The organism is Holdemania sp. 1001095H_141210_F2 (assembly GCF_015558105.1).
Lineage (GTDB): Bacteria > Bacillota_I > Bacilli_A > Erysipelotrichales > Erysipelotrichaceae > Holdemania.
In genome coordinates this window covers 30,528-52,219 of the sequence record NZ_JADNPO010000002.1, presented here as the reverse complement: position 1 = coordinate 52,219, position 21,692 = coordinate 30,528, and the positions used below count along the sequence as shown (strand labels likewise).

Below are 21,692 nucleotides of genomic sequence, written 5' to 3'. Positions count from 1 at the left end.
GATGAAACAAATCTGGAAAATGGCTTTGGCTTTGGCAATGGCCGTCACGTTGGTTCAGGGTTATCCCTCGGCTAATGGAAAAATGGATGTGAAAGCAGATGAAACTTATCCGATGGGCTGCGGTAATTTCGAGGTCGCTTATGTTACGGATAACGGCGGTTTCAGCACGATTGGCTGCTATAATGACTTTACGCAGGCTAAAAATGAAATGTACGCGCACGGCAACGACGCCGTCGTTCGTCATAATTCCAGCAAATCACCGACAAAGATTATTGCGATGACCTCAGGCGTAGCGGCCAGCTATTCTTACCGGCGCGGGTATGCCGACGGCAGTTCGCGGCGGGCCTACGCCACGATGGATATTACGCAGTATCTGTCGACGACAACGAATGAAAAGACGACATACGTTACCAGCCACCGTGAAATGATCTATAAAGGAACTTATTCTTACAATACGGGCAATGGTTCCGGCCGGATCGCCGTGAATCTGACTGGCTTTGACGGGTATACCAATCTGGATCAGGTCGATCTGATTCCGACGAAATTCCTGACTAACAACATGCGGATTTTGTTAGGCGGCAACAACGACGGCAGTCCGTGGGAATCGCCGTTCTGGGTGCGGCCGCGGCAAAGCTATTATGAGGTCGTACAAAACGGGAATTATAAAGAACTGATCTATCACTGCTGGTCGTATTGGGCCAAGTCGGATACGCCGCAGGATTATTCACAGACAATCGGACCGGCTGAAAGCTGGATGAACGTCGGCGCAGTTTATTACACGAATGATATGCATGCTTTGTATACGGATCGGTATTTCCAGAATCCGGTGATGGTTGAAGGCAGTCCGGCGAAGTATTATAACTACTACGAATTTCTGCCGCTGCGCAGCCGTACGAAATTCAACGGCGATCAGCTCAACGGCTTCCTGAACAGCCGCGGTTATAACGAAGTGGCTTATGATTATGACCATCTTCAGAGCAATCAATCCAAGATGGTGAATTCCGGCTGGTTCTTTGTCAACGCGCAGGAAACCTACGGTGTCAACGCGCTTTTGGCCTTCTGTATGGGGCTTTTGGAATCCGGCTGGGGCCGTTCTTCCATTGCGATCAATAAAAACAATCTGTTCGGCTGGAATGCTGTGGATTCCAATCCAAGCGGCAGCGCTGATAAATATGACAATATCGAATCTGCGGTCACGCAGCACATGGCGGTGAATCTGCGCGGGTATCTGGATATTAACGACGCCCGATTCTTCGGTTCTCATCTGGGCAACAAGGGCAGCGGGTTTAACGTCAAATACGCGTCTGACCCATATTGGGGATTAAAAATTTCGGCACTGGCTTATCAGGTCGATAAATATGTTTCCGGCAACGATGGTTCGCTGACGGATTACGGCACCTATTCGTTAGGCGTTATCAACCAATATGACGCCGCGGTTAAGCGTTATGCCGACGCAAATTCACAGACGCTGTATACAACGCGCTATGGCGCAACCTATCAGAATGACTTCACCGTGATTCTGCAGTCGGAAAGCAATGGCTGGACGGGTTTTCCGACAACCAACGGCGTCCGCTCGGATGGAGCGTTAGTGCCGCATAAGGGCAATGGTTACGAAGCTTATAACTGGCAGAACAGCGTCGGTTATCTGCAAAGTTCAAAGATTTCCAAGCTGTCCGCCGGAATCTTTGACAACAGTCAGATCGGTAAAGTGCCGACCGGGGATGTGGTGCAAAAAGTAGCTGCGATGGCGTGGAAGGACAATCTGATTGCCTTGAACGGACAGGCCTACCGTCCGGGAATTTATGTTACAGATTCCAATAAAGTGACGCAGAAGCTGGTTGTTTATAACCAGTATTATGATACGAAAGAATTTGAATTGACAAGTACCGTCGCTGAGAAGGAACAGGTCAGCTTTAAAACGGAGGCACTGGACTTCACGACCCTGGCGGAAGGCAGTTACTTCTTTGAAATCCAAACGGAATACAGCGAGCTGAGCGATTACAACAACAGCTTCTATATCGGCGCGTTGGAGACGTTGCCGGAGACAAAGAAAGTGGGCAATAAGACTTTCAGCTTCAGCGTAAAGGACAATGTCCTGTTCATGTCAGTCATGTTGAGCGGCAGTGAAGAGGGCGGCGAGTCCGGCGATCATCTCAAGAGCACTGTACGCCAGGCACTGTCCAAATTTGAATATGCGGATGAGCATACACTGCTTATCGAAGGGACAGCGTTTATCAATGGTTATGATTTCAAGGAGGATTCCGAGGTTTCGCATCAATTACTTCTGACGAATCTGGAAACCGGTGAAGTTACAACGATTGAAGCGGTCACGTTGCTGGCGCCAAATCCGATCAACTTGTACGACGGATTTACTTACAGCAAGATTAATTTCAGCGCTTCCGTCGATCTGGCGGCGCTGACGCCGGGCAGCTATTCGGTTAAAATTCAGATCCGCAACGGCGAAGTGAAGATGTACGCGAATCTGACCAGTTTTGATTCCAATTTTCTGCCGGAAATGAAGACGTTGGGGGATTACCACGTGCAGATTGTCCAAAATCAGCTGTATAACTACCGGTATGAGATCAACATTGAAAAATCAGATCTGGATTATTCGCTGATTAACAAACCGACAAAGCGCAATTCGGCGTTTGATTACACGAAGCTTTCGCTGGAAGGCGGCCGTCTGAATCTCAACGGTATGGCCTGGATTTACAACGCACAGTTCAAAGCAGAATCACAAGCTTCTCATGCCTTGATCGCCGTCGATGAAAATGGCGTGTCTTATCCGTTGGAAGCGCAAAATCAGGCTTGCTCGGTTGACTATGCGGAGATGCTGGGATCGAAATTCAGTATGAAGAATGCCTGCTTTACCAGCGCTGCGGATTTAAGTCAGCTGCCGGAAGGAAATTACCGGCTGTATTTGGATATCAGTGCGGAAGGATATCGGGATATTTATGAAATGACGGACATTTACTCACGAGCGATTGAAACGGTTACTGTGGACGATCGCAGTTATGCTCTGTTTATTTCTCGGGTTCGCTATCGGATGGTGCTGAGCATCACACAGAATGGACCGAACACTGACGGCGGTGACGATAAAGGCGATACACCGCCAGCGAATGCCGTACAGGCGTCAGAGCTGCCGGTTGAAGATCAGCCGGTTGAAGCTCCGAGGCCAAGTTCGCTGGTTGTTCCAACCCCGAGCGCTACACCGGACGGGGAAAACAACGAAGACGAAACACCTGCTGAATAAATAAAAAAATGCAGAAACAGAGTAAAATCTGATTCTGCATTTTCATTTTATGAAGTCGGATGATAGCGATATCGCACGTCTTTCCAGGTTGATTATTGTCTTAGAGAAAAAATGACCGTCTGTTTATTCCCGTTTTTTGATTTTCTGGTAATGGTAACGGTTGGACAACAAGGCGACAGCGCCAAAGGCTGCTGTGCCGATACCCGTTAAGGTATAACCCAGAATCAGCTGGCTTGCACCGCCGAAAAGAAAAACTACGCTGGCAATACCGCCGATCATCGTTCCGATTTTATCCGCTGCCGGAGAAGGGGTGCGCAGCGCCTTTGATTTCTCGATCAAGGATTGGGTTATTACGGATGTTTTAGCCGTCGCTTTTTGTGTTCGCTCCATGGCGGTCTGAGTCAGATCGGTCGGCGAGGGGATGGAATTTCTGACTGTGTTCGGTGATTTTTCTTGATTCATAAATACCTCCTGATTTTTTGTTTTTTAAATGGACGATCGTGGTTTAGATGGAAGCGGAGAAGAGTGATTTCAAAGTATAAAACCGACCGTCGGTCTTTATTCTTGCTAAGAAACAGGCTGCCATTTTACAGCCTGTTTATAAGCTACTTGGATCGAATTTCACAGGGAAGTCAGATTACTGGACATAGGCTTGGATCAAATCAGCGATAAGCGAATCATCAATTAAATCTAAGCCTAGCTGAATCATCACCGATTGCAGATAGCGCAGCCGGATTTCAGTTTCTTCGCTGTTTCGATGAAATAAAACGGGATTGGCCCAGTAGTTCAGCAGCATTAAGAAGACTTCTGCACAAAGCTCAGGCTGCTGGACGTGCAGCGAACCATCATCGTTGCCTTCCCGGATGAGTCCGGCAACGATCGGCGCATCTTGTTGAACGCAGGTCTGAATTCCATTGACGACAAAATGCGGATCGAGCTGGGATGCTAAAGCCTGATCCAGCGCATGTGTTTCGGCATCCGCCGCCAGTTGTCCCAGGATCTTCTTCAGTTTTTCTTTGGCGTTTTTACCCGGCGTATCACGGATCAGTTCCTGAAACCGCTTGTTCACGTATTGAATTCGCCGCTGCATCACCGCGTTCAGGATCTGTTCTTTGGATTTGAAATGATGATAAAGTCCGCCCTTGGATAATCCGGTCGCGTCAAGAATGTCTTGAACGCTGGTTTGTTCATAGCCCTTTTCAACAAAAAGTCTGGCCGCGGTAACGATGATTTTTTCTAACGTTTGTTCCGGATGTTTATTTCTTGCCATAGCTTCTCCTTATAAACCGACGGTTGGTCTGTATATATCTTATCTGGGATTGTTAACCGCGTCAAGTTAAAGTCGTCGGGAATGAAAATTGTAGCTTTAATTTAATTTCATCTTTTTAAACATAAAAGAACTGTCCTGGACTTGTTTCTGAATTGGGAACCCGTCAAGACAGTTCTATTGATTAATGATGCGGATCAATCATGGTCAGCTGAACCCGGTGACGTTCTGCGTCGATCCCGTAAACCCAGACCTTGAGGATGTCGCCAATGGATACGACTTCGCTGGGGTGGGAGATCCGGCCCTGTACCATCTTGGAAACATGGACCAGACCATCCTCATGCAGACCGATATCAACGAAAGCGCCGAAATCAACGACGTTGCGGACGACGCCTTCCAACTCATCGCCCGGATGCAGATCTTCCAGCGTGAGGACGTCATGCCGCAGCATCGGTCCGTCGAATTGTTCACGGTAATCGCGCAGCGGCTGGGAGATCGCTTCAATCATGTCTTGAAGCGTATACACGTCCGTGTCCAGCTGTTCGGCGGTTTTTTCCAGATTTAACTGGCTCAGTTTTTCGCGGCATTCATCGCTGCCGAACTGGCTGATGCCTAACAGTTGGCATAAGCGGTGAGCGGCCTGGTAGCTTTCCGGATGGATCGGCGTTTGATCCAGCGGTTCCTCTCCATCGTGAATCCGCAGAAAGCCCGCCGCCTGCTGGAAAGACTTCGCGCCCAGCTTCGGCACTTCCAATAACTGCCGCCGGTTTTCAAAGCGGCCGTGTTCGTTGCGGTAGGCGACGATCGCGTTGGCGGAGGCTTTTGTCAGACCTGAAACATGACATAAAAGCTCGCTGGAAGCCGTATTGACGTCGACGCCGACGCGGTTGACGCTTTTTAAAATCGCAAAATCAAGCCGCTCATTTAAAGCCTTTGCGGGCAGATCGTGCTGATACTGACCTACACCGATACTTTTCGGATCAATTTTAATCAGTTCAGACAACGGGTCCAGAATTCGTCTTGCGATCGAAACGGCGGAGCGCTGCTCGACGTGCAGATCCGGAAATTCCTTCCGCGCTAATTCGCTGGCGGAATATACCGAAGCGCCAGCCTCGGAAACCAGTGTGTAATCGACGTTCAGGTTTTCTTTTTGAATGATCTCGGCAATGAAGCTTTCAGTTTCACGGCTGGCTGTACCGTTGCCGATCGCGATGACTTCGATTGGATATTCTTTCAGAATCGACAGAAGTTTAGCTTTGGCTTCAGCTTTTTTGTTTACCGGCGGATGTGGATAGAAAACGTCGATTTTCAGCATCTTACCCGTGGAATCAATGACAGCCAGCTTGCAGCCGGTCCTAAACGCCGGATCGACGCCGAGGATCATTTTGCCTTCCAGCGGCGGCTGCAGAAGCAGACGTTCAACGTTCATTGAGAAAATCTCAATCGACTGCGCCTGCGCTTTTTCGCTCAATTCCCCGCGGACTTCACGTTCAACGCTAGGGAATGCGAGCCGCTTTAAACCATCCTGCGCCGCTTCCTCAATCAGACTCTGACAGACGGTTGTGCGGTCATGCGTCACACCGCGGATCGCGTAATTGATCAGAAACGTCTGGTTGTAGTCCAGGGTTACCGTGATGACTTTTTCTTTCTCAGCCCGGTCGATTGCCATAACCCGATGATTTGCCAGCGTGCTGATCTTTTCTTTGTAATCGTAATACATCTTATAAACTTTGTTTTCGTCTTCGTGCTTTTTCTTTTCCTTACAGAGAATAAAGCCGTATTTTTCAATTTGTTCCTTGATCTTCCAGCGCAGCTTTGCCTGGTCGCTGATGCGCTCAGCCAGGATATCCTTCGCTCCCTGCAGCGCTTCTTCCACTGTCGGGACCTGATCGTTCAGATATTTTTCCGCCTGAAGAGTTGGATCGCCCGAACGCGGGCAGGAAGCAATCCAATCTGCCAGCGGCGTCAGCCCTTTGGCCGCGGCATCCGTCGCGCGAGTCTTGCGCTTTTGTTGATATGGCCGGTAAATATCGTCAACCTGCGAAAGCTTGGTGCAGGCTAAAACCTGCTGACGCAGTTCTTCGGTCAGCTTGCCTTGCGTTTCAATAATCCGCAGTACGTCTTCTTTCCGTTTTTCCAGATTGCTTAAATACTGGACCTGCTGCTGAATGAACAAAATTTGTTCTTCATCCAATCCTTTTGTCATTTCTTTGCGGTAACGCGCGATGAAAGGAACTGTGTTGCCTTCTTCCAAAAGCTTTAATGTATTTCGCACCTGGGCTGGCTCAATGTTGAGCGAAGCCGCCACCGGCTGAATCAGCTGTTCAGTTTCCATATTCATTCCTCCTCGTGATGATTTTTATCATAACACGAAAATCTTTTCATAGCTTCAAAAATTTGTAAGAATTCAGACCAGTAACTTCCAAAGAAAGTCTACAAACGCCGTTTTTTAGGGATTGGAAATATGATATACTTGTTAAAGTACAGGAGGGCAATATGAATATAGATTTTTCGAATAAAAAGACGATTGCGCTGCTCAGTGCCGTCGGTGTATTAGCTATCGCGACGATCGCAGCCGTAGTCGTTTTGTTGACGCTGCCTGGCAAAGCGATTCAGGTAGAAGATTTCTCAGGGAAGACCGTCGAAGAAATCAAAAAATGGGCGACTGAGAATAAGCTGGGTGACAGTCAGTTGGTAGTCGAGTACGAATACAGCGATACCATTGATAAGGACAAGCTGATTTCGCAGAGTATTGCCTCAGAACAGAAGCTGAACAAAGACAGCGTTCTGACGGTTGTCTTCTCGAAAGGTCCGGATCCGGATGTCGAAGTAACGCTGCCGGATTTTAAAGACATGACCGAAGAAGAAATTGAGAAATTCGTGGAAACGAATAAACTGTTGGATGTCACGTATGAATACGCTGTCGATGAAAAGATCGAGAAGGGAAAATTCATCAAGGTCAATGTGACCGATACCGTAATCAAGCGCAGTACGATGCTGGTGTTTACGATTTCCCAGGGAAAAGACGGAACGGGTGAACAGATCATCGTCCCGGATTTCAGCGATTATACCAAAGCGAAGATCACAAACTGGGCGAAAGCGAATAAAGTGACGATCAACTGGAAGGAAGAAGCCAGTGATAAGATTGCGAAAGACAAAGTGATTTCCCAGGATCCAAAGGCTGGGGAAACGATCAAGACCGGCGATAAGATCACGGTAACGATGTCGTTAGGGAAAACGGTAACGATGAAGTCGTTAGCGAAAATGAGCAAGGATGAAGCGAAGAAGTGGCTGAATGACAATGGTCTTGTCGGTGAGTTCAGCGAAGCGTACAGCGGCTCCATTGAATATGGCCATGTCATTTCCAACACGCCGGAAAAGGGCGACGTGAAACAGGGAAGCACGGTGAAAGTCAAGATTTCGCTGGGTAAGATCAAGCTGGAATCGTTTGTCGGCAAGAAGAAAGAAGATGCCGAAAGCTATAAAAAGAAGATCAATAACCTGGAAGGCAATCTTACCTTTACGTACAGCGAAGTAGAAAGCACAGAGCCTGTTGGAACAATCGTTTCTCAGGGGTATGACGGGGGAACTTATCTGGCTCCGGGAACAACGGTTAACTTCCAGATTTCCAAGGGAAAATCAATCACCGTTGAAAACAAAGCCGGTGTCAGTGAAGATGAATTCAAGAAATATATCAGCGGCTTGGGTTTAAGTCTGGGTACCCGTTCCACGGCGTATTCCGATAAGGCGGCCGGGACGATTCTTGAAAATGAAACCGGCAAGAAAGCCGCAGGATCTACGGTTTGGTACAAGGTATCGTTAGGTCAGTTCAGTCCGGTGGCCGGCGACTTTGAAAATAAATCGGTTGCGGAAGCCCGGAAGATTATTGAAAATGCCAATAATTCCGGGGCCGGCTGGAGTTTCTCAGAAGGTGCCAGCGAGTTTAACGACAGCGTTGCTTCCGGCAATACCTTCGGCTGTTCCATTTCGGGTAAAACGGTAACCTGTAAGGTTTCTAAAGGAAAAGGGATTACGGTTAAGAATTATGTTGGCGGTTCCGCGCCATGTTCCACAAACAGCTGTTCTGTCGACGGCGTAACGATTAAGCAGGTTTATCAGTCGGATTACAGCGATGTTCCTGCAGGACAGGTTGTCGATCAGTCGGTTGGCGCCGGTACTGTTGTTTCTTCGGGAACGGAAATTACATTGACTTTGTCGAAAGGACCGAAGCCGGTTACAACGGCGAAGGTTCCGGATGGGCCAAAAACAATTTATAATGGTGCCAGTTATGATGAAACAGTACAAAATATTAAATTTTCGTTCAATAATGCTGGTTTTTATAATTTGACCTTTATTAAAATTTCGGGCGAAATTGATAATCCAGATAAAATAAATGGTGTTCTTGAAGATGTTTCTGTAGCATTTGGTTCTGAGGTAGATATATCAACTGAAATAGTATTCAAGATTTATTCACCTAACTAAACATAGAAAATCAGGATGATGCGCGACAAAACGCTCATCCTTTTTCTTATTCCGAAGCAAAGGAAAATTAAGCGATAATTTTTAACTTTCACGATTAATTTAATGATATAATGAGAACCAAGAGGTATTATATTTTGGCCTTGTTGATAACTGAGGATTAAAAGCTGAATTTTAAGATCAGAAAAGGTTATTCGCATAAACGATGAGATTGAAATGAATAAATTGATTTACTGTGGGTGGAATGCTAAACACAGGAAGTTTCAAGGAAAGGAAGTAAATACGATGTTTGATTTGGAAAAAGCAGATCAGTTTATACAAAAACAAATTCAGACACATCCGTTATTTGAATTTTACCGGATTGTCGACGTGAATACGTATGAGGTTCATGAATGGAGAAAGTCACAGTTGGTCGCGAACGGCGAACATTGTTTTCAGGTGTGGAGTCGTAATTGTGCCTGCCGCAACTGTGTATCCCGTTTGGCTGTAGATGAAAACCGGCCGATAATCAAAATGGAGACAACGCAGGATAATCGGATTTTTCTGATTGAATCAGTGCCGCTAACTGAACTGGGTGATCATTACGCGCTGGAATTGATCCGTGAAGTTACAGATAATCTGTTGTTCACCGATCCTGATCATAAAAACAACGTCATGTTGACAGACATTATTTACAAAATGAACGAGCTCTCGACGCATGATTCCTATACGGGACTGTACAATAAGCGTTTTATGGAACATGAGCTGAACCGGGATATTTCCGAGTGGAAAGAAGAGAAGCCGCTGACGATCGCCTTGCTTGATATTGACCAGTTCAAGGCGGTCAACGATACGTACGGACATTTGACGGGCGACCGGGTTATTTTAGCTCTGTCGCAGGCATTGAAAACCTGTGCGGAGAGCCATGGCGGCTGGGCCTGCCGAGTTGGCGGCGACGAATTCCTGATTACGTTTAACGGTTTAAATCAAGAACAGGCGGCGCAGGTAATTCAGGCATTCCGTCAGGAAATGGCGCAGCTTCAATTCAGCGAAGCGGCGCGGGACTATCACATGTCGATCAGCGTAGGCATCGTAGAATACAAACCGGAAATTCAGGATTGGGAAACCTGGTTTACATTGGCTGATCAGGCAATGTATCAAAACAAGCAGAGCGCGGATCAGAATAATAAACTTGCCCATTCTTAGACTCTCCTTTACAATAAAAACATAGAGCGAGAAGGAGGGACGCAGGATGTTGACAAGGCAGGAATATCTTCAAAATCCATGCCGGGCTTCGGCGCTTCCCTATTGGAAACTTTGTGCTGGAAATCTGCCGGAAGGTGTTGAGGTCATTCACGAAAAAGAAGCTGGAAAAAGGATCGGAGACGTCAGCACTGCGATTGAACGCTATTTCCGGCTTTTTCATCATCTCGATACTTTGTCCATAGACTCTCATTCAGAAATTATGCTGCAGACGGCTTGGAAAGAAGTAAACGTATTCGCGGAAATCATCAATGCGTCATATCCGGATCTGCGGGTCAGCGAAGCGCAGCTGCTTCAATTACAGGCGCAGGCCTGTTTCAGCCCTGAGGGTTGGGTTGTAGCTCTTGATCGCCAGAGCGGCAAACCGCTGGCCTGCGGAATTGCGGCGTTGGATCGGCAGATGCAGGAAATCAGTCTGGAATGGATACAGGTTTTGCCCGGGAAGCGCGGCCGCGGGATCGGCAGAAGTTTAGTCATGCAGCTGTTGTCCAACATGAAGGACAGGGCACGCTTCGCCACAGTCAGCGGCAGGGCGGATGGCCCCTGCTCCCCAGAGCTGTTTTATCGAAAATGTGGTTTTACCGGTGATGATATTTGGATAGTCAGGCGGGAAACGCTGCAGGCGAAGCAGAAAGCGGGATCATCAGGAAGAGAATCAAAGAAGTAAATAAAAATCAACAAACAGGAATGACGAATATAGAGGTCAAAATCCGGGATGTCATAGAAAAAAGGGGGACTGAACGATGATAAAAAGAAAATGGCAGCGAAAGGGAACCGCGATAACTTTGATGTTTCTTTGCGCTCTGTCCCTCGTCAGCTGCGCTTCGATCCATTATTACTGGTATACGCAGCCGGAATCTTCCATAAAACTCAGCGTCAAAGCTGGAAAAGTCCAACGGATGCTTATTATTACCAATGTAAGTCCGTCGGAAGCTGTGAAGCTCAACGAGGAGAAGGCATGGCTGGAAGGGCTGGACGTCGGCGATTACTTTGAAATCGGAGAACATCCCGAAACGTTTTTTCTAGTCCATTATACGGATCCGGGAAAAGGCGGAGTGGTTTTCTATAACTTTAACTTTGCGGCTTCCGACTTTGATCCGAAAAAGGAAGACGTGATCGCTATTCTGGATCATTTTGGGTTAACTGAATCTCTAAATTGGAAAACCAGAACGATCAGCTTGAAAACGTTAACTTCTTCGCAGACATGCCATTTCCATGCGCTTTTTGAATCCGGCGACTTCCAACGGTTAAAAAAACCGGAATGGTTTGAGGAACGCTGGCAATCGAACTAAACTGCCATGCCCACGAATTTTGACAGGACGATCACGCTCTGTCAGAATTCGTTTTTTTTGTTGCTGCCTTGAACTGAAGCAAAAGACCAAATAAAGGGTGAAAACAAGAAAAGTTAGAAATTTTTCGAAGAATGAGAAAATAAGTTGGAAATTGAACAAAAGAGCTTGCAATTAATGACTACGAAGTGTAGTATGATAATTGACTACAAGATGTAATAAAAAGGGAGGGAGAAGAGAACATGGAACTGATGTCTGATTCTGAAAAGGAAATCATGAGATTGATCTGGGATCATGGGGGTACGATGACGATCAGTGAATTGCTGGACCAGATAGAACAAACTGACCATGATTGGAAACGCACGACAGTGCGGACCTTTATCTCCAGATTGATCGACAAAGGAATGCTGATCAGCCAGAAGGAAGGCCGGGGCGCGCTGTACGTTGCGCGCATCAGCGAGGAAGAATATTTAAAAACTCAGTCGGTTCAGTTTGTGAATCAGGTGTTTGGCGGAAATGTCAGTACGCTGCTGACGTCGCTGTTCGGGCAGCAATGCCTGGAATCCAAAGACATTGAAGAACTGGAAAAATTTTGGGAGCAGGGGAAGGAGAAATTGAAATGAACACCTTCATGATCGGTTTCCTTTCAGTTTCGGTTTCCGCGTTATGGATGGCCGGCATCGTTGTACTGCTGGAAAAGCTGCTGAAAAATCATTTGAGTTTCCGTTTTCGCTACGGACTCTGGCTGGTTGTGATTCTGCGGCTTTTAATTCCGGTATCGCCGGTAGCCGGGGTTGTCGGTACTTTGTTTTCTGAGGAAACCTGGAACCCGCAGCCGCAAGCTCAGCTTGCGGCAAGGACGCCGGAAACCATCAGGAATCCTGTTGCGGATCAACAAACAAAACATCCTGAACAGGAAGTCCAGAGTGATCCGGTTCAGGATATCCGATTCCTTCCAACACCGGAGCCTTCCCGATCAACCTGCCAGGTTGATCAGCCCGCCTGGCTGGACGATCTGATCCGATCAGCCTGGGTGCTGTGGTTAAGCGTTGCCGTGGTGCTGATGGTTCGTCGGATCACGAGCTATCAAGGATTTCTGCGGTTTATTAAAGCCGGCAGTTTTCCATCCAGCCCGAAGACCCGGCAATGTCTGGACGAGGTTCGCCAGAAAATGGGCATCCGCCGCCAGCTGCCAGTCTGGATTAACAAGCTGGCAGTATCGCCGATGCTGCCCGGTGTCTTTCATCCGATGATCATTCTGACTACGGAGGATTGCGGCCCTGAGGAAATGCAAATGATTCTGCGCCACGAACTCACGCATTATCAGCGCAAAGATATCTTTACAAAATGGCTGGTTCAGCTGGCGGTCTGCATTCACTGGTTTAATCCTGTTGTTCGCCTGATCGGCCGCCATATGGAAAGTCTGTGTGAGCTGGCCTGCGATGAACAGGTGCTGCGGTCTCTCTCGGCGCGGGAAAAACGCTGCTACGGCGACACGTTGATCCACACGTTAAAGGATAAGGGAACCTATGGCGATATCATCGTATCAATTACGTTGAATGAAAACTTGAGCTTGTTAAAAGAAAGGCTGAGTGCAATTATGGATGAACAAAAGTCAGGAACTGCACGGGCGTTGATCTCGATGGCTGCCGGGGCTGTATTGTTTGCCAGCGGTATTCTGTGCGGTTCTACGTTGAGCTGGAAAACGCCGACGCCGGCCGCGGCGCCGGTGATGACGGCCACGACCTCGACAAACCAGAGAACCTTCTATTTTTCCGGCAGCGTCTATACGCAGGGCTACATCGTGACGCTGAACTGGGCGGGAGCCGACCGGTCGGAGGAGGGCAGCGTGTATCAGGATTCGCTGATCAGCGTCGCCTTTGACGAAAGCATGAAAGCGGTCATGGACAATGAGGAACAGATGGAAGCCGTCCGTCAGGCGGTTTCCGAACAACATGCGCGGTTAGTCCGCAACAACAGCTCACTGGCTTCGCGTACGCCGCTTTTAACCTCGATCGAAGGTCCCTACACCGAATCTGCGGAGGAACTGGCTGTCCGCTTTCATAAGGAAAAGAAAATGTCGCAGTTCAGAGCCGTGGCTGCGAAGCTGAACGAGGAAGCGGCTGTAAACATGGCCCGCACCTTCTATGCATCGAAGGAAATGGATTATTTTGCGGTGCTGGCCGACGCGCTTCCGGAATCCGAAATTCTCAATTTGAGCCGGCAGGCTTATCAGAGTCGATATGAGGATGCGTTTGATCTGTTGGTACCGAAGCTGCCGCAGGATCAGATTGAGACGTTGGCGCAGCAGGCTTATGCGGATATGCGGCTTGATGATTTTGAAATCGCGCTGCTTTCCCTGCCGGCTCCGCAGCGGTCTGAATGGGCGGAGAAAGCCTATGCGGATAACCAGTTGGCGTATTTTATGGAAACGATCCGCGATTTGACAACCGATCAGCTCGGTGCGTGGGCCGACCGGGTTTATGCTGATCAGCGTCTTGAATTCTTTGAAGAGATTGCAAGTTCGCTGAATTCCAGGCAGCGGAAAGCTTTGGCAGAAAAGGCCTATGCCGATAACCGCGTCGAATATTTTAAAGAAGCTTTCTATGATTTGCCACAAGAGAGCGTCGCGGCGTATGCTCAGCGAGTGATCGACGATCAGCGTTGCCGGGATTATCTGTTTGTCTTTGACGGGGATCTGCCTGGCGAGCTGATGGATAAGCTGGCGATCCAGGCTTATGATGAAAAGCAGGATGAGCTGTTTGACCGAATTATCTGGGGCCTTTCCAAGGAAACCGCGAAGACGCTGCTTGAGCGGGCGTATGCCGACAATCGGACAGAAGTGCTTTACCGGCTCTATTCCAAAGTTGATAACGAAACCCTGAAGGCGCTGGTTGATCAAGCCTTTAACGATCATCGCACGGATGTGTTTATGAATTTGTGCAATGATTTGACCAGCGAACAAAAGGCAGAATATGCCAATCAGGCGTATGAGAATCAGAATCTGGATATTCTGTCAAACCTGATTTACGATCTTCCGCACGATCAGGTTCTTTCGCTGGCGCAGAAGGCCTACGATGATCAGCAAGTCCGTTATTTCGAGATGGTGGTCTGTGAATTGAATTCGGCGGATATCGCTAAATTCAGAACGCAGGCGAAAAAAGACGGTCGCGACGAGTTTTATTCTATGCTGGAAAATTATTGATTCAGAAGTTCGCCTTCTGACAAACTGACGATCAACTGCCGGTCAGGCTCTCTGCCGGGATTTCTGACTAGTCCGCCCTTGTTTGGCATCGCTGAATCCAGTTTGAAATTAAAGATGTTCGGGAATGTCAGAAAATTCATTTCAGGCTTTTTACCGGAAGTGGATGAAATCGCCGCTTAGTTATGTTATAATGAAAACCGCATAGGGCTTTTAAGCGGATCCAGAGAGATCGCAAGGCTGAACTACATTAAGGGGAAAGTCCTTTTGCACAAAATCAAAAGGGCTTTTTATTTAAGCCCGGAAAGGGGTATTTATGTCACAGCGAGTAGAAATGATCCTCGACGTCAACGAAAAACCAAAACCGACTCAATGGATTCTGTTAAGTTTCCAACATGTCTTTGCGATGTTTGGCGCCACCATCCTGGTCCCGGTGCTGACCGGCTTTCCGATTTCCGTCGCCTTGTTTGCTTCCGGCATCGGAACGATTATTTACAGCTGCATCACCCGGTTTCAGGTTCCGGTCTACTTAGGTTCTTCCTTTGCCTACATCAGCGCCGTCCAGATTGCGGTCGCCGCGATGAGCGGCGATGTCAGCGCAGCGCAGACCGGGTTAATCCTGATCGGTCTGGTCTATGTCGTCGTTTCGATTCTTGTCCGTTTCATCGGCAAGGACTGGATTGACAAGCTGCTTCCGCCGATTGTCATCGGCCCGATGATCGCCGTTATCGGTCTGGGCCTGGCGGCCAATGCGGTCGGCAACGCCGGCTTTGTGACCGGCGGGGATTGGAAAGTCATGCTGACAGCGGTCTTTACCTTTATTCTCACTGCTCTGATCTCCACGAAGGCAAAAGGCTTTTTCAAAATCATTCCATTCCTTTGCGGAATCTTGGGTGGGTATGTGTTTGCGCTGGCTTTAGGCATCGTGGACTTTGCGCCGCTGCAGGAAGTCCTGCAGTCGGGGCGGTTCTTATCGCTGCCGGAATTCATTCTGCCGATTGCTATTCCGGGGTTTAAGAGCTATCACCTGTATTTCGGACCGGAAACGTTCGCGATCCTGCCGGTGGCGCTGGTGACCATTTCCGAGCATATCGGCGATCATACCGTGCTGGGCAAGATCTGCGGCCGCAATTTCCTGAAGGAACCGGGCTTGGATAAGACGTTAATGGGCGATGGCATCGCGACGTCCATTTCGGCGCTGCTGGGCGGACCGGCGAATACGACCTATGGCGAAAATACGGGCGTCATCGGGATGACGAAGGTGTCCTCGGTGTACGTGACTGTCGGTGCGGCCTGCATCGCGATCGTGCTGAGCTGCGTCCCGATTGTATCGGCGTTCATCTCAACGATTCCCAACGCCGTATTAGGCGGAATGTCGATCATTCTGTACGGCGTCATTGCTTCCAACGGTCTGCGGGTTCTGATCGACAATCAGGTCGATTTTGGGCAGCAGCGCAATCTGATCATCGCTTCGGCCATGCTGGTCATCGGCTTGGGCGGCGCGGTTCTGCCGTTAGGCAAACTGGTCACCCTGTCGGGCACCGCGTTGTCGGCGACTGTGGGCATTGTGCTGAACCTGATCCTGCCGCGGGAGAAACAAACTGCGGAAAAATCAAAATAAATCTCAGATCTCACTCAGAAAGCAGCATGCCGCTGCTTTTTTTCTGACGGCGAAGAGGGATCAATTCCAAGTTTCGGATTGGTTCACAAGAGCTGGGTCGTTTCGTTGCTTTTTTAGCCCGGAACGGCTTTCCTGATTGCCAGGCGGGATTTTCATTCCCTTCCGGCCTGTTTTCTGGTAAAATAAAGCACGGTGATAACATGCAGCAGATATTTATACAACAGAAAACCCACGTCGGAAGCGTGATCGAACCGGATCCGCAGCAGCGCCATCATTTACAGCGTGTCCTGCGGATGAAGGAAGGGGAAACGCTGCGCGTGATCGACGCGGAAGGCACCGTTTTTTGCGGCGTGCTGGACGGCGCGGGTCAGATTCAGATCACAGAACTGCTGGACGAGGACCGCGAGCTTCCGGTAACGCTGACATTAGTCGCCGGTCTGATCAAAGGCGAGCGCTGGGACTGGCTGCTGCAGAAATGCACGGAGCTGGGCGTCAGCCGGATCGTTCCGTTTCAATCCAGCCGCACGGTCGTGAAGCTGGAACAGGATAAAATAGATAAAAAATTAGAGCGCTGGCAGAAGATTGTTCAGGAAGCCAGCCAACAATGCAAGCGTACGCAAAGGCCGCAGGTGTGCGCACCGATCGAATTGGCCGACGCCGGCGCGTGGCGGAGCGAGCAGAACTTCGTGGCGTATGAAGATGAAGCTTTGCACGGTGGTTTGCTGAGCGCTCAGCTGGAAAAGGGCCGCAGCGTGACGCTGGTGATCGGCCCGGAAGGCGGTTTCAGTCCGGCTGAGATTGAAAGGCTGCAGGCACAGGGCTATCGCTGCTGCTCGCTGGGCAAACGGATTCTGCGGGCGGAAACGGCGGCAGTGGCGGCGGTCTGTCTGGCTGGAGCCGTGCTGGAGGGTTAAATGATGAATCCGAAAATGATTAAAATTCTGCGCAAAGGCAACGATCGGGAATTTCTGAAACTGAATGAGGTCCGCAAGGAAACCGCGCGCATCAACGCCCGGCTGAAACCCTATCAGCTCGATCGTCCGGTAAAAACGGCGCGGGATGTGTATACGCTGAGCATTCTGGAAGAGGGCTTGAAAAACAAGCAGAAGATTGAGGAACTGTACGAACAGACGCGGACGGAAATGCTGGATATCTGGGAGATCATCGATTATCCCAAACGCAATGAATTTGTACGGCCAAAAATTCAGGCCGCGATTGCGGACATGAAGAAGTTTACGGTTGAGGACAAGCTGGTGATGATCCCATTCTTCGATCCGCTGATCAACGCGCTGTACGATCACGAAACCGCGGTGCTGGAACTGCCGCAGTTTTTCAAAATGGTCAAAAGCTTTGCGGATAAGATCGTTGATCCGTTAATCTATGGACGACTGCCCTACGACGCGGGCTTTGCCTCGCCGCAGGTGATTTTTCAGAATGAGCAGGGTTTCGCGGTTTACGAGGGCCGCGTGCACTGTCTGGAAGTTTTTGCGTTTGACGGCACGGAAACCGAGCTGCCGCTTTCGCTGGTCTGTACCGGCGAAAAGCTTGATCCCGCTCAGGGCGCGCCGCTGGCGGCCGCGGTGCTGAGTCAGGATCCGCTTCAGATCCGCGATGCGTGCTGCGCCAGCGGCTATATCCTGCCGAAACTGAAATCAAAAATCGCCCGCATTTCAAGGCCGTAAGGCCTTTTCCTTTGGCAGGGTGAGAATGACCGCTAAAAGACTACCTCCGGGGTTAAAAGTTTGGTATAATATCCATCATGGAAGGGGACGAATTCATGGCGAGTGTCGCAATTTCAACGTTGGGCTGCAAAGTCAACGCCTACGAGTCGGAAAGTACCGCTCAGGCGCTGCGGCAGCGTGGCTATCAGACGGTGGACTTCAAGGAGAAAGCCGACGTTTACATCATATTTACCTGTGCGGTGACCAATACCGCCGCCAGCAAGAGCCGGCAGAAAATCCATCAGGCCCGCAGGCAGAACCCGGACGCCCTGGTGTGCGCTGTGGGCTGTTACGTCCAGATTCAGGCGGAACAGATGTGTGAGCAGGAAAAGATCGACATTCTGGTCGGTTCCAGCGGCAAGGACAAATTGCCGCAGCTGATCGACGAAGCGCTGCGCCAGCGCCGCGAGCCGATTGTCGAGCTGCATGACGTGCGGACGTCCGCCGAGTTTGAAATGCTGCCGCTGGATGAATTTGAACATCAGACGCGCGCGTACTTAAAGGTGCAGGATGGATGCAACCAGTTCTGCGCTTACTGCATCATCCCGTATGCCCGCGGCCGGGAGCGCTCGCTGCCGTTGGACGAAGCGCTGAAGGAAGCGCGGCGGCTGGCGCAGAAGCATAAGGAAATTGTTCTGGCCGGGATACATACCGGCCGGTATGGGAAAGATAGAGACACCAGCCTGTGCGAATTGATCCGCGGGATGTGTCAGATTGAACCGCTGGAGCGAATCCGGATTTCGTCGATCGAGATTACAGAGATCACTGATGAGCTGCTGACGCTGATGGAAACGCAGCCGAAGATCGCCCGGCATCTGCATATTCCGCTGCAGGCGGGCTGCGACGCCACGCTGAAACGGATGGGCCGGCCGTATACGACGGCGCAGTTTCTGGCGCGGGTGGAAGAAATCCGCAGCCGGATTGACGGAATTTCGATCAGCACCGATCTGATCGTTGGTTTTCCGCAGGAAAGCGAGGCGGAATTTGCCGCAACGATGGCCTTTCTGAAGCAGATCCACTTCAGCTTCATCCACGTCTTCCCTTTCTCCCCGAAAACCGGAACCCCGGCGCAGCGGATGAGCGGTCAGGTTTCATCGGAGGTGAAGAAGCAGCGGGCCCATCAGGTTGGCGAATTCTCCCGCAACAGTTATTACGCGGTAAAAAGCAGCTGGATCGGTAAGGACGTCGACGTAATTATCGAAACCTGTGAAAACGGCGCTGCGTTCGGACACAGCAGCGAGTATCTGCCGGTGCAAATTGAAGGCGAGTTTGCCAGCGGACAACGGATTGTGGCCCGCTGTACACATATGATCGGGGATCAGCTGGCAGCGCAGGCACAAGGAGGTCAGGAAAAATGAAATTATCCGCATTGTTTGACAACGCTCCGGACATTGAAATTGAAAATCTGATGGTGGACAGCCGCGATGTGCTGCCCAATTCCATCTTCTTCTGTATTAAAGGGATGATCCATGATGGTCACCGCTACGTCAACGCGGCCGTGAAAAACGGCGCGGTCTGCGTCGTTCACAGCGAGGATATCAAGCGCAACAACGCGAATGTCGTTTACATCAAGGTGCGCGACGTCACCGCCGCACTCAATCAGGTCGCGGCCTGCTTCTATGGCTATCCGTCAAAGAAGATGGTGGTCTACGGCGTGACCGGTACTAATGGCAAGTCGTCAATCGCCTGCATGATCCGCAACCTGCTGGATCCGATCTATGCCTGCGGCTACATCGGTACCATTTCGATTGAGTATGGCGACACGAAGCTGCCGCCGTTACTGACGACCCCGGACATCGTGCCGCTGCAGCAGATTCTGCATGATATGGCGGAAGACGGGATGAAAGCCTGCGCGCTGGAGATCAGCAGCATCGGTCTGGAACAGCACCGCACGGACGGCGTGGACGTCGACATCGCGATTTTTACGAATCTGACGCATGATCATCTCGATTATCACGGGACGATGGAGAATTACTTTGAAGCGAAGAAACGCCTGTTCGACCAGCTGAAGCCGGATGGCACAGCGATTACCAACAAGGATGATCCTCACGGCATGGCGATCGTCGCCGATTGCCCCGCCCGTGTTGTGACCTATGGCGTGCTGGAAAAAGCGGATTATGAAGCGAAGGATATCCAGCTCAACGCGGACAAAACCATCTTTACCTTAGTTTATAATGGCCATGAATACCCGGTCCAGACCAATCTGGTTGCGATGTTCAATCTGTATAACCTGTTGGCGGTGATCGCCGCGCTGCATGAGGGCGGTTTGCCCATGGAACAGATTCTGGAACAGCTCAATACGATTCCGCAGATCGAAGGCCGGATGGAACGGATTGAAGAAGGCCAGCCGTTCAATATCATCGTTGACTTCGCGCATACTCCGGACGGCCTGGAACAGATCTTCAAGTTCGCGTCCGCGATCACGCCGAAGGAGAAACGAATCATTTCCGTGTTTGGCTCCGCGGGGAAGCGGGATACGAAGAAACGACCGGTTTTCGGTCAGCTTGCGGATAAATATTGCGACCTGATTATCTTAACCGAAGACGATCCGCGCGACGAGGATCCGATTCAGATCGCTGAAGAAATTGCTTCGGGTATTCAGAAGACCAACCGCATTATCATTGAAAGCCGCTATGACGCAATCCGTCAGGCGGTGGAAGTGGCCAATGTCGGAGATACGATCCTGATTTTAGGCAAGGGCGACGAAACCTTTATTTACCGGGAATTCGGCCGGGAACCGTGGATGAGCGATCCGGCGGCGGTCCGCGACGCCCTGCGCAAGTATTATTTTGAAACGGAGGAGGAAGATGAAGATGAAACCGTTGAATAAGTACATTGATCACACTCTGCTAAAACCTGCCAGTACCCGCAGCCAGCTGGAAAAGCTGTGTTCCGAAGCCCGCGAACATGATTTCGCGACCGTCTGCGTCAATCCCTGCTGGATTCCCTTCTGCAAGCAGCAGCTGGCAGGCAGCGACGTCAAGGTCTGCACCGTCATCGGCTTTCCGCTGGGCGCGATGACCAGCGAAGCCAAGGCGTTTGAATGCCGCGACGCGATTGAAAAAGGCGCGGATGAAATTGACATGGTCATCAACATCGGCGGCGTGAAGGACGGCGATCATGACGGCGTTGTCCGGGATATCAAAATGGTCCGGGAAGCGGCGGGCGCACATACGCTGAAAGTCATCATTGAAACCTGCCTGCTGAGCGATGAAGAAAAGGTCTTCGCCTGCAAGGCCTGCATGGAAGCCGGCGCGGATTTCGTAAAAACCTCGACAGGATTTTCTACCAGCGGCGCAACGGTGGAAGACGTGCGTCTGATGAAACAGACGGTCGGCGATGTCTGCCAGGTGAAAGCGGCCGGCGGCGTGCGCAGCTTTGATGATTTAAAGGCAATGATCGAAGCGGGAGCCGACCGGATCGGAACCTCCAGCGGCGTCGCGTTGCTGGCGGGCCAGGAAGCCGCGGGGTATTAACCGCTGCTCTTGGAATTCGTAAAAAAGAAAAATAAAAAACCGGCACTGCCGGTCAACGAAGAGGAAGCTGAAAACTTCCTCTTTTTGCATGCAAAGAAGATTTTAGAGGTGTCTGATTATATCATCCAGCATAAAATCTCGA

At 50.0% G+C, this 21,692-nt stretch carries 16 protein-coding genes; 13 read left to right on the top strand and 3 right to left on the bottom strand.

What is annotated here, in order from left to right; translation table 11 throughout:
• Position 1: 1 nt before the first annotated feature.
• Positions 2-3,253 carry a glucosaminidase domain-containing protein gene (locus I2G61_RS01495; RefSeq protein WP_072683510.1) on the top strand — a complete coding sequence of 1,084 codons (3,252 nt, stop codon included), beginning with the start codon at positions 2-4 and terminating at the stop codon, positions 3,251-3,253.
• A 123-nt stretch (positions 3,254-3,376) separates the two neighbouring features.
• On the opposite strand, the gene I2G61_RS01490 is transcribed toward I2G61_RS01495, so the two are convergent.
• The 3 genes from I2G61_RS01490 to I2G61_RS01480 all read right to left on the bottom strand — a co-directional run bounded on the left by I2G61_RS01490 (position 3,377) and on the right by I2G61_RS01480 (position 6,861).
• Positions 3,377-3,715: a hypothetical protein gene (locus I2G61_RS01490; protein ID WP_072683509.1), complete on the bottom strand. Its 339-nt coding sequence runs from the start codon at positions 3,713-3,715 to the stop codon at positions 3,377-3,379.
• A 175-nt stretch (positions 3,716-3,890) separates the two neighbouring features.
• Entirely contained in the window at positions 3,891-4,523 is a 633-nt protein-coding gene (locus tag I2G61_RS01485; RefSeq protein WP_072683508.1) for a TetR/AcrR family transcriptional regulator, read from the bottom strand.
• A gap of 181 nt (positions 4,524-4,704) precedes the next feature.
• A complete protein-coding gene (locus I2G61_RS01480; protein WP_370544663.1) occupies positions 4,705-6,861 on the bottom strand; it encodes a Tex family protein in 2,157 nt (718 codons plus the stop codon).
• Positions 6,862-7,016: 155 nt separating this feature from the next.
• Between I2G61_RS01480 and I2G61_RS01475 the strand changes: the two genes are divergently transcribed.
• The 12 genes from I2G61_RS01475 (at position 7,017) to deoC (ending at position 21,550) form a co-directional block, all read left to right on the top strand.
• Positions 7,017-9,002: a PASTA domain-containing protein gene (locus tag I2G61_RS01475; RefSeq protein ID WP_195547799.1), complete on the top strand. Its 1,986-nt coding sequence runs from the start codon at positions 7,017-7,019 to the stop codon at positions 9,000-9,002.
• Positions 9,003-9,284: 282 nt separating this feature from the next.
• Entirely contained in the window at positions 9,285-10,184 is a 900-nt protein-coding gene (locus I2G61_RS16710; protein ID WP_195547798.1) for a GGDEF domain-containing protein, read from the top strand.
• Between the two features lie 46 nt (positions 10,185-10,230).
• Entirely contained in the window at positions 10,231-10,908 is a 678-nt protein-coding gene (locus I2G61_RS01465) for an N-acetyltransferase (RefSeq protein WP_195547797.1), read from the top strand.
• 76 nt (positions 10,909-10,984) lie between these two features.
• Complete coding sequence (locus I2G61_RS01460) at positions 10,985-11,533, top strand: hypothetical protein (protein WP_195547796.1); 549 nt, start codon at positions 10,985-10,987, stop codon at positions 11,531-11,533.
• 239 nt (positions 11,534-11,772) lie between these two features.
• Positions 11,773-12,153, top strand: coding sequence for a BlaI/MecI/CopY family transcriptional regulator (locus tag I2G61_RS01455; protein ID WP_072683502.1), 381 nt, complete (start codon positions 11,773-11,775; stop codon positions 12,151-12,153).
• Positions 12,150-14,735, top strand: a complete 2,586-nt coding sequence (locus tag I2G61_RS01450; protein WP_072683501.1) for a M56 family metallopeptidase — start codon at positions 12,150-12,152, stop codon at positions 14,733-14,735. The genes I2G61_RS01455 and I2G61_RS01450 overlap by 4 nt, the downstream gene beginning before the upstream one ends.
• A gap of 313 nt (positions 14,736-15,048) precedes the next feature.
• The gene (locus I2G61_RS01445; protein WP_072683500.1) at positions 15,049-16,353 is read left to right on the top strand and encodes a uracil-xanthine permease family protein; all 1,305 of its coding nucleotides are present in this window, start codon (positions 15,049-15,051) and stop codon (positions 16,351-16,353) included.
• A gap of 200 nt (positions 16,354-16,553) precedes the next feature.
• Entirely contained in the window at positions 16,554-17,267 is a 714-nt protein-coding gene (locus I2G61_RS01440; RefSeq protein ID WP_072683499.1) for a 16S rRNA (uracil(1498)-N(3))-methyltransferase, read from the top strand.
• A complete protein-coding gene (locus tag I2G61_RS01435) occupies positions 17,268-18,035 on the top strand; it encodes a hypothetical protein (protein ID WP_072683498.1) in 768 nt (255 codons plus the stop codon). It begins immediately after the preceding gene.
• Positions 18,036-18,130: 95 nt separating this feature from the next.
• Complete coding sequence (gene mtaB / locus I2G61_RS01430) at positions 18,131-19,432, top strand: tRNA (N(6)-L-threonylcarbamoyladenosine(37)-C(2))-methylthiotransferase MtaB (RefSeq protein WP_229100638.1); 1,302 nt, start codon at positions 18,131-18,133, stop codon at positions 19,430-19,432.
• Positions 19,429-20,904: a UDP-N-acetylmuramoyl-L-alanyl-D-glutamate--2,6-diaminopimelate ligase gene (locus I2G61_RS01425; protein ID WP_072683496.1), complete on the top strand. Its 1,476-nt coding sequence runs from the start codon at positions 19,429-19,431 to the stop codon at positions 20,902-20,904. The genes mtaB and I2G61_RS01425 overlap by 4 nt, the downstream gene beginning before the upstream one ends.
• On the top strand, positions 20,882-21,550 hold the full coding sequence (deoC, locus tag I2G61_RS01420; protein ID WP_139248550.1) for a deoxyribose-phosphate aldolase: 669 nt from the start codon (positions 20,882-20,884) through the stop codon (positions 21,548-21,550). The genes I2G61_RS01425 and deoC overlap by 23 nt, the downstream gene beginning before the upstream one ends.
• The last annotated feature ends 142 nt before the right edge of the window (positions 21,551-21,692 follow it).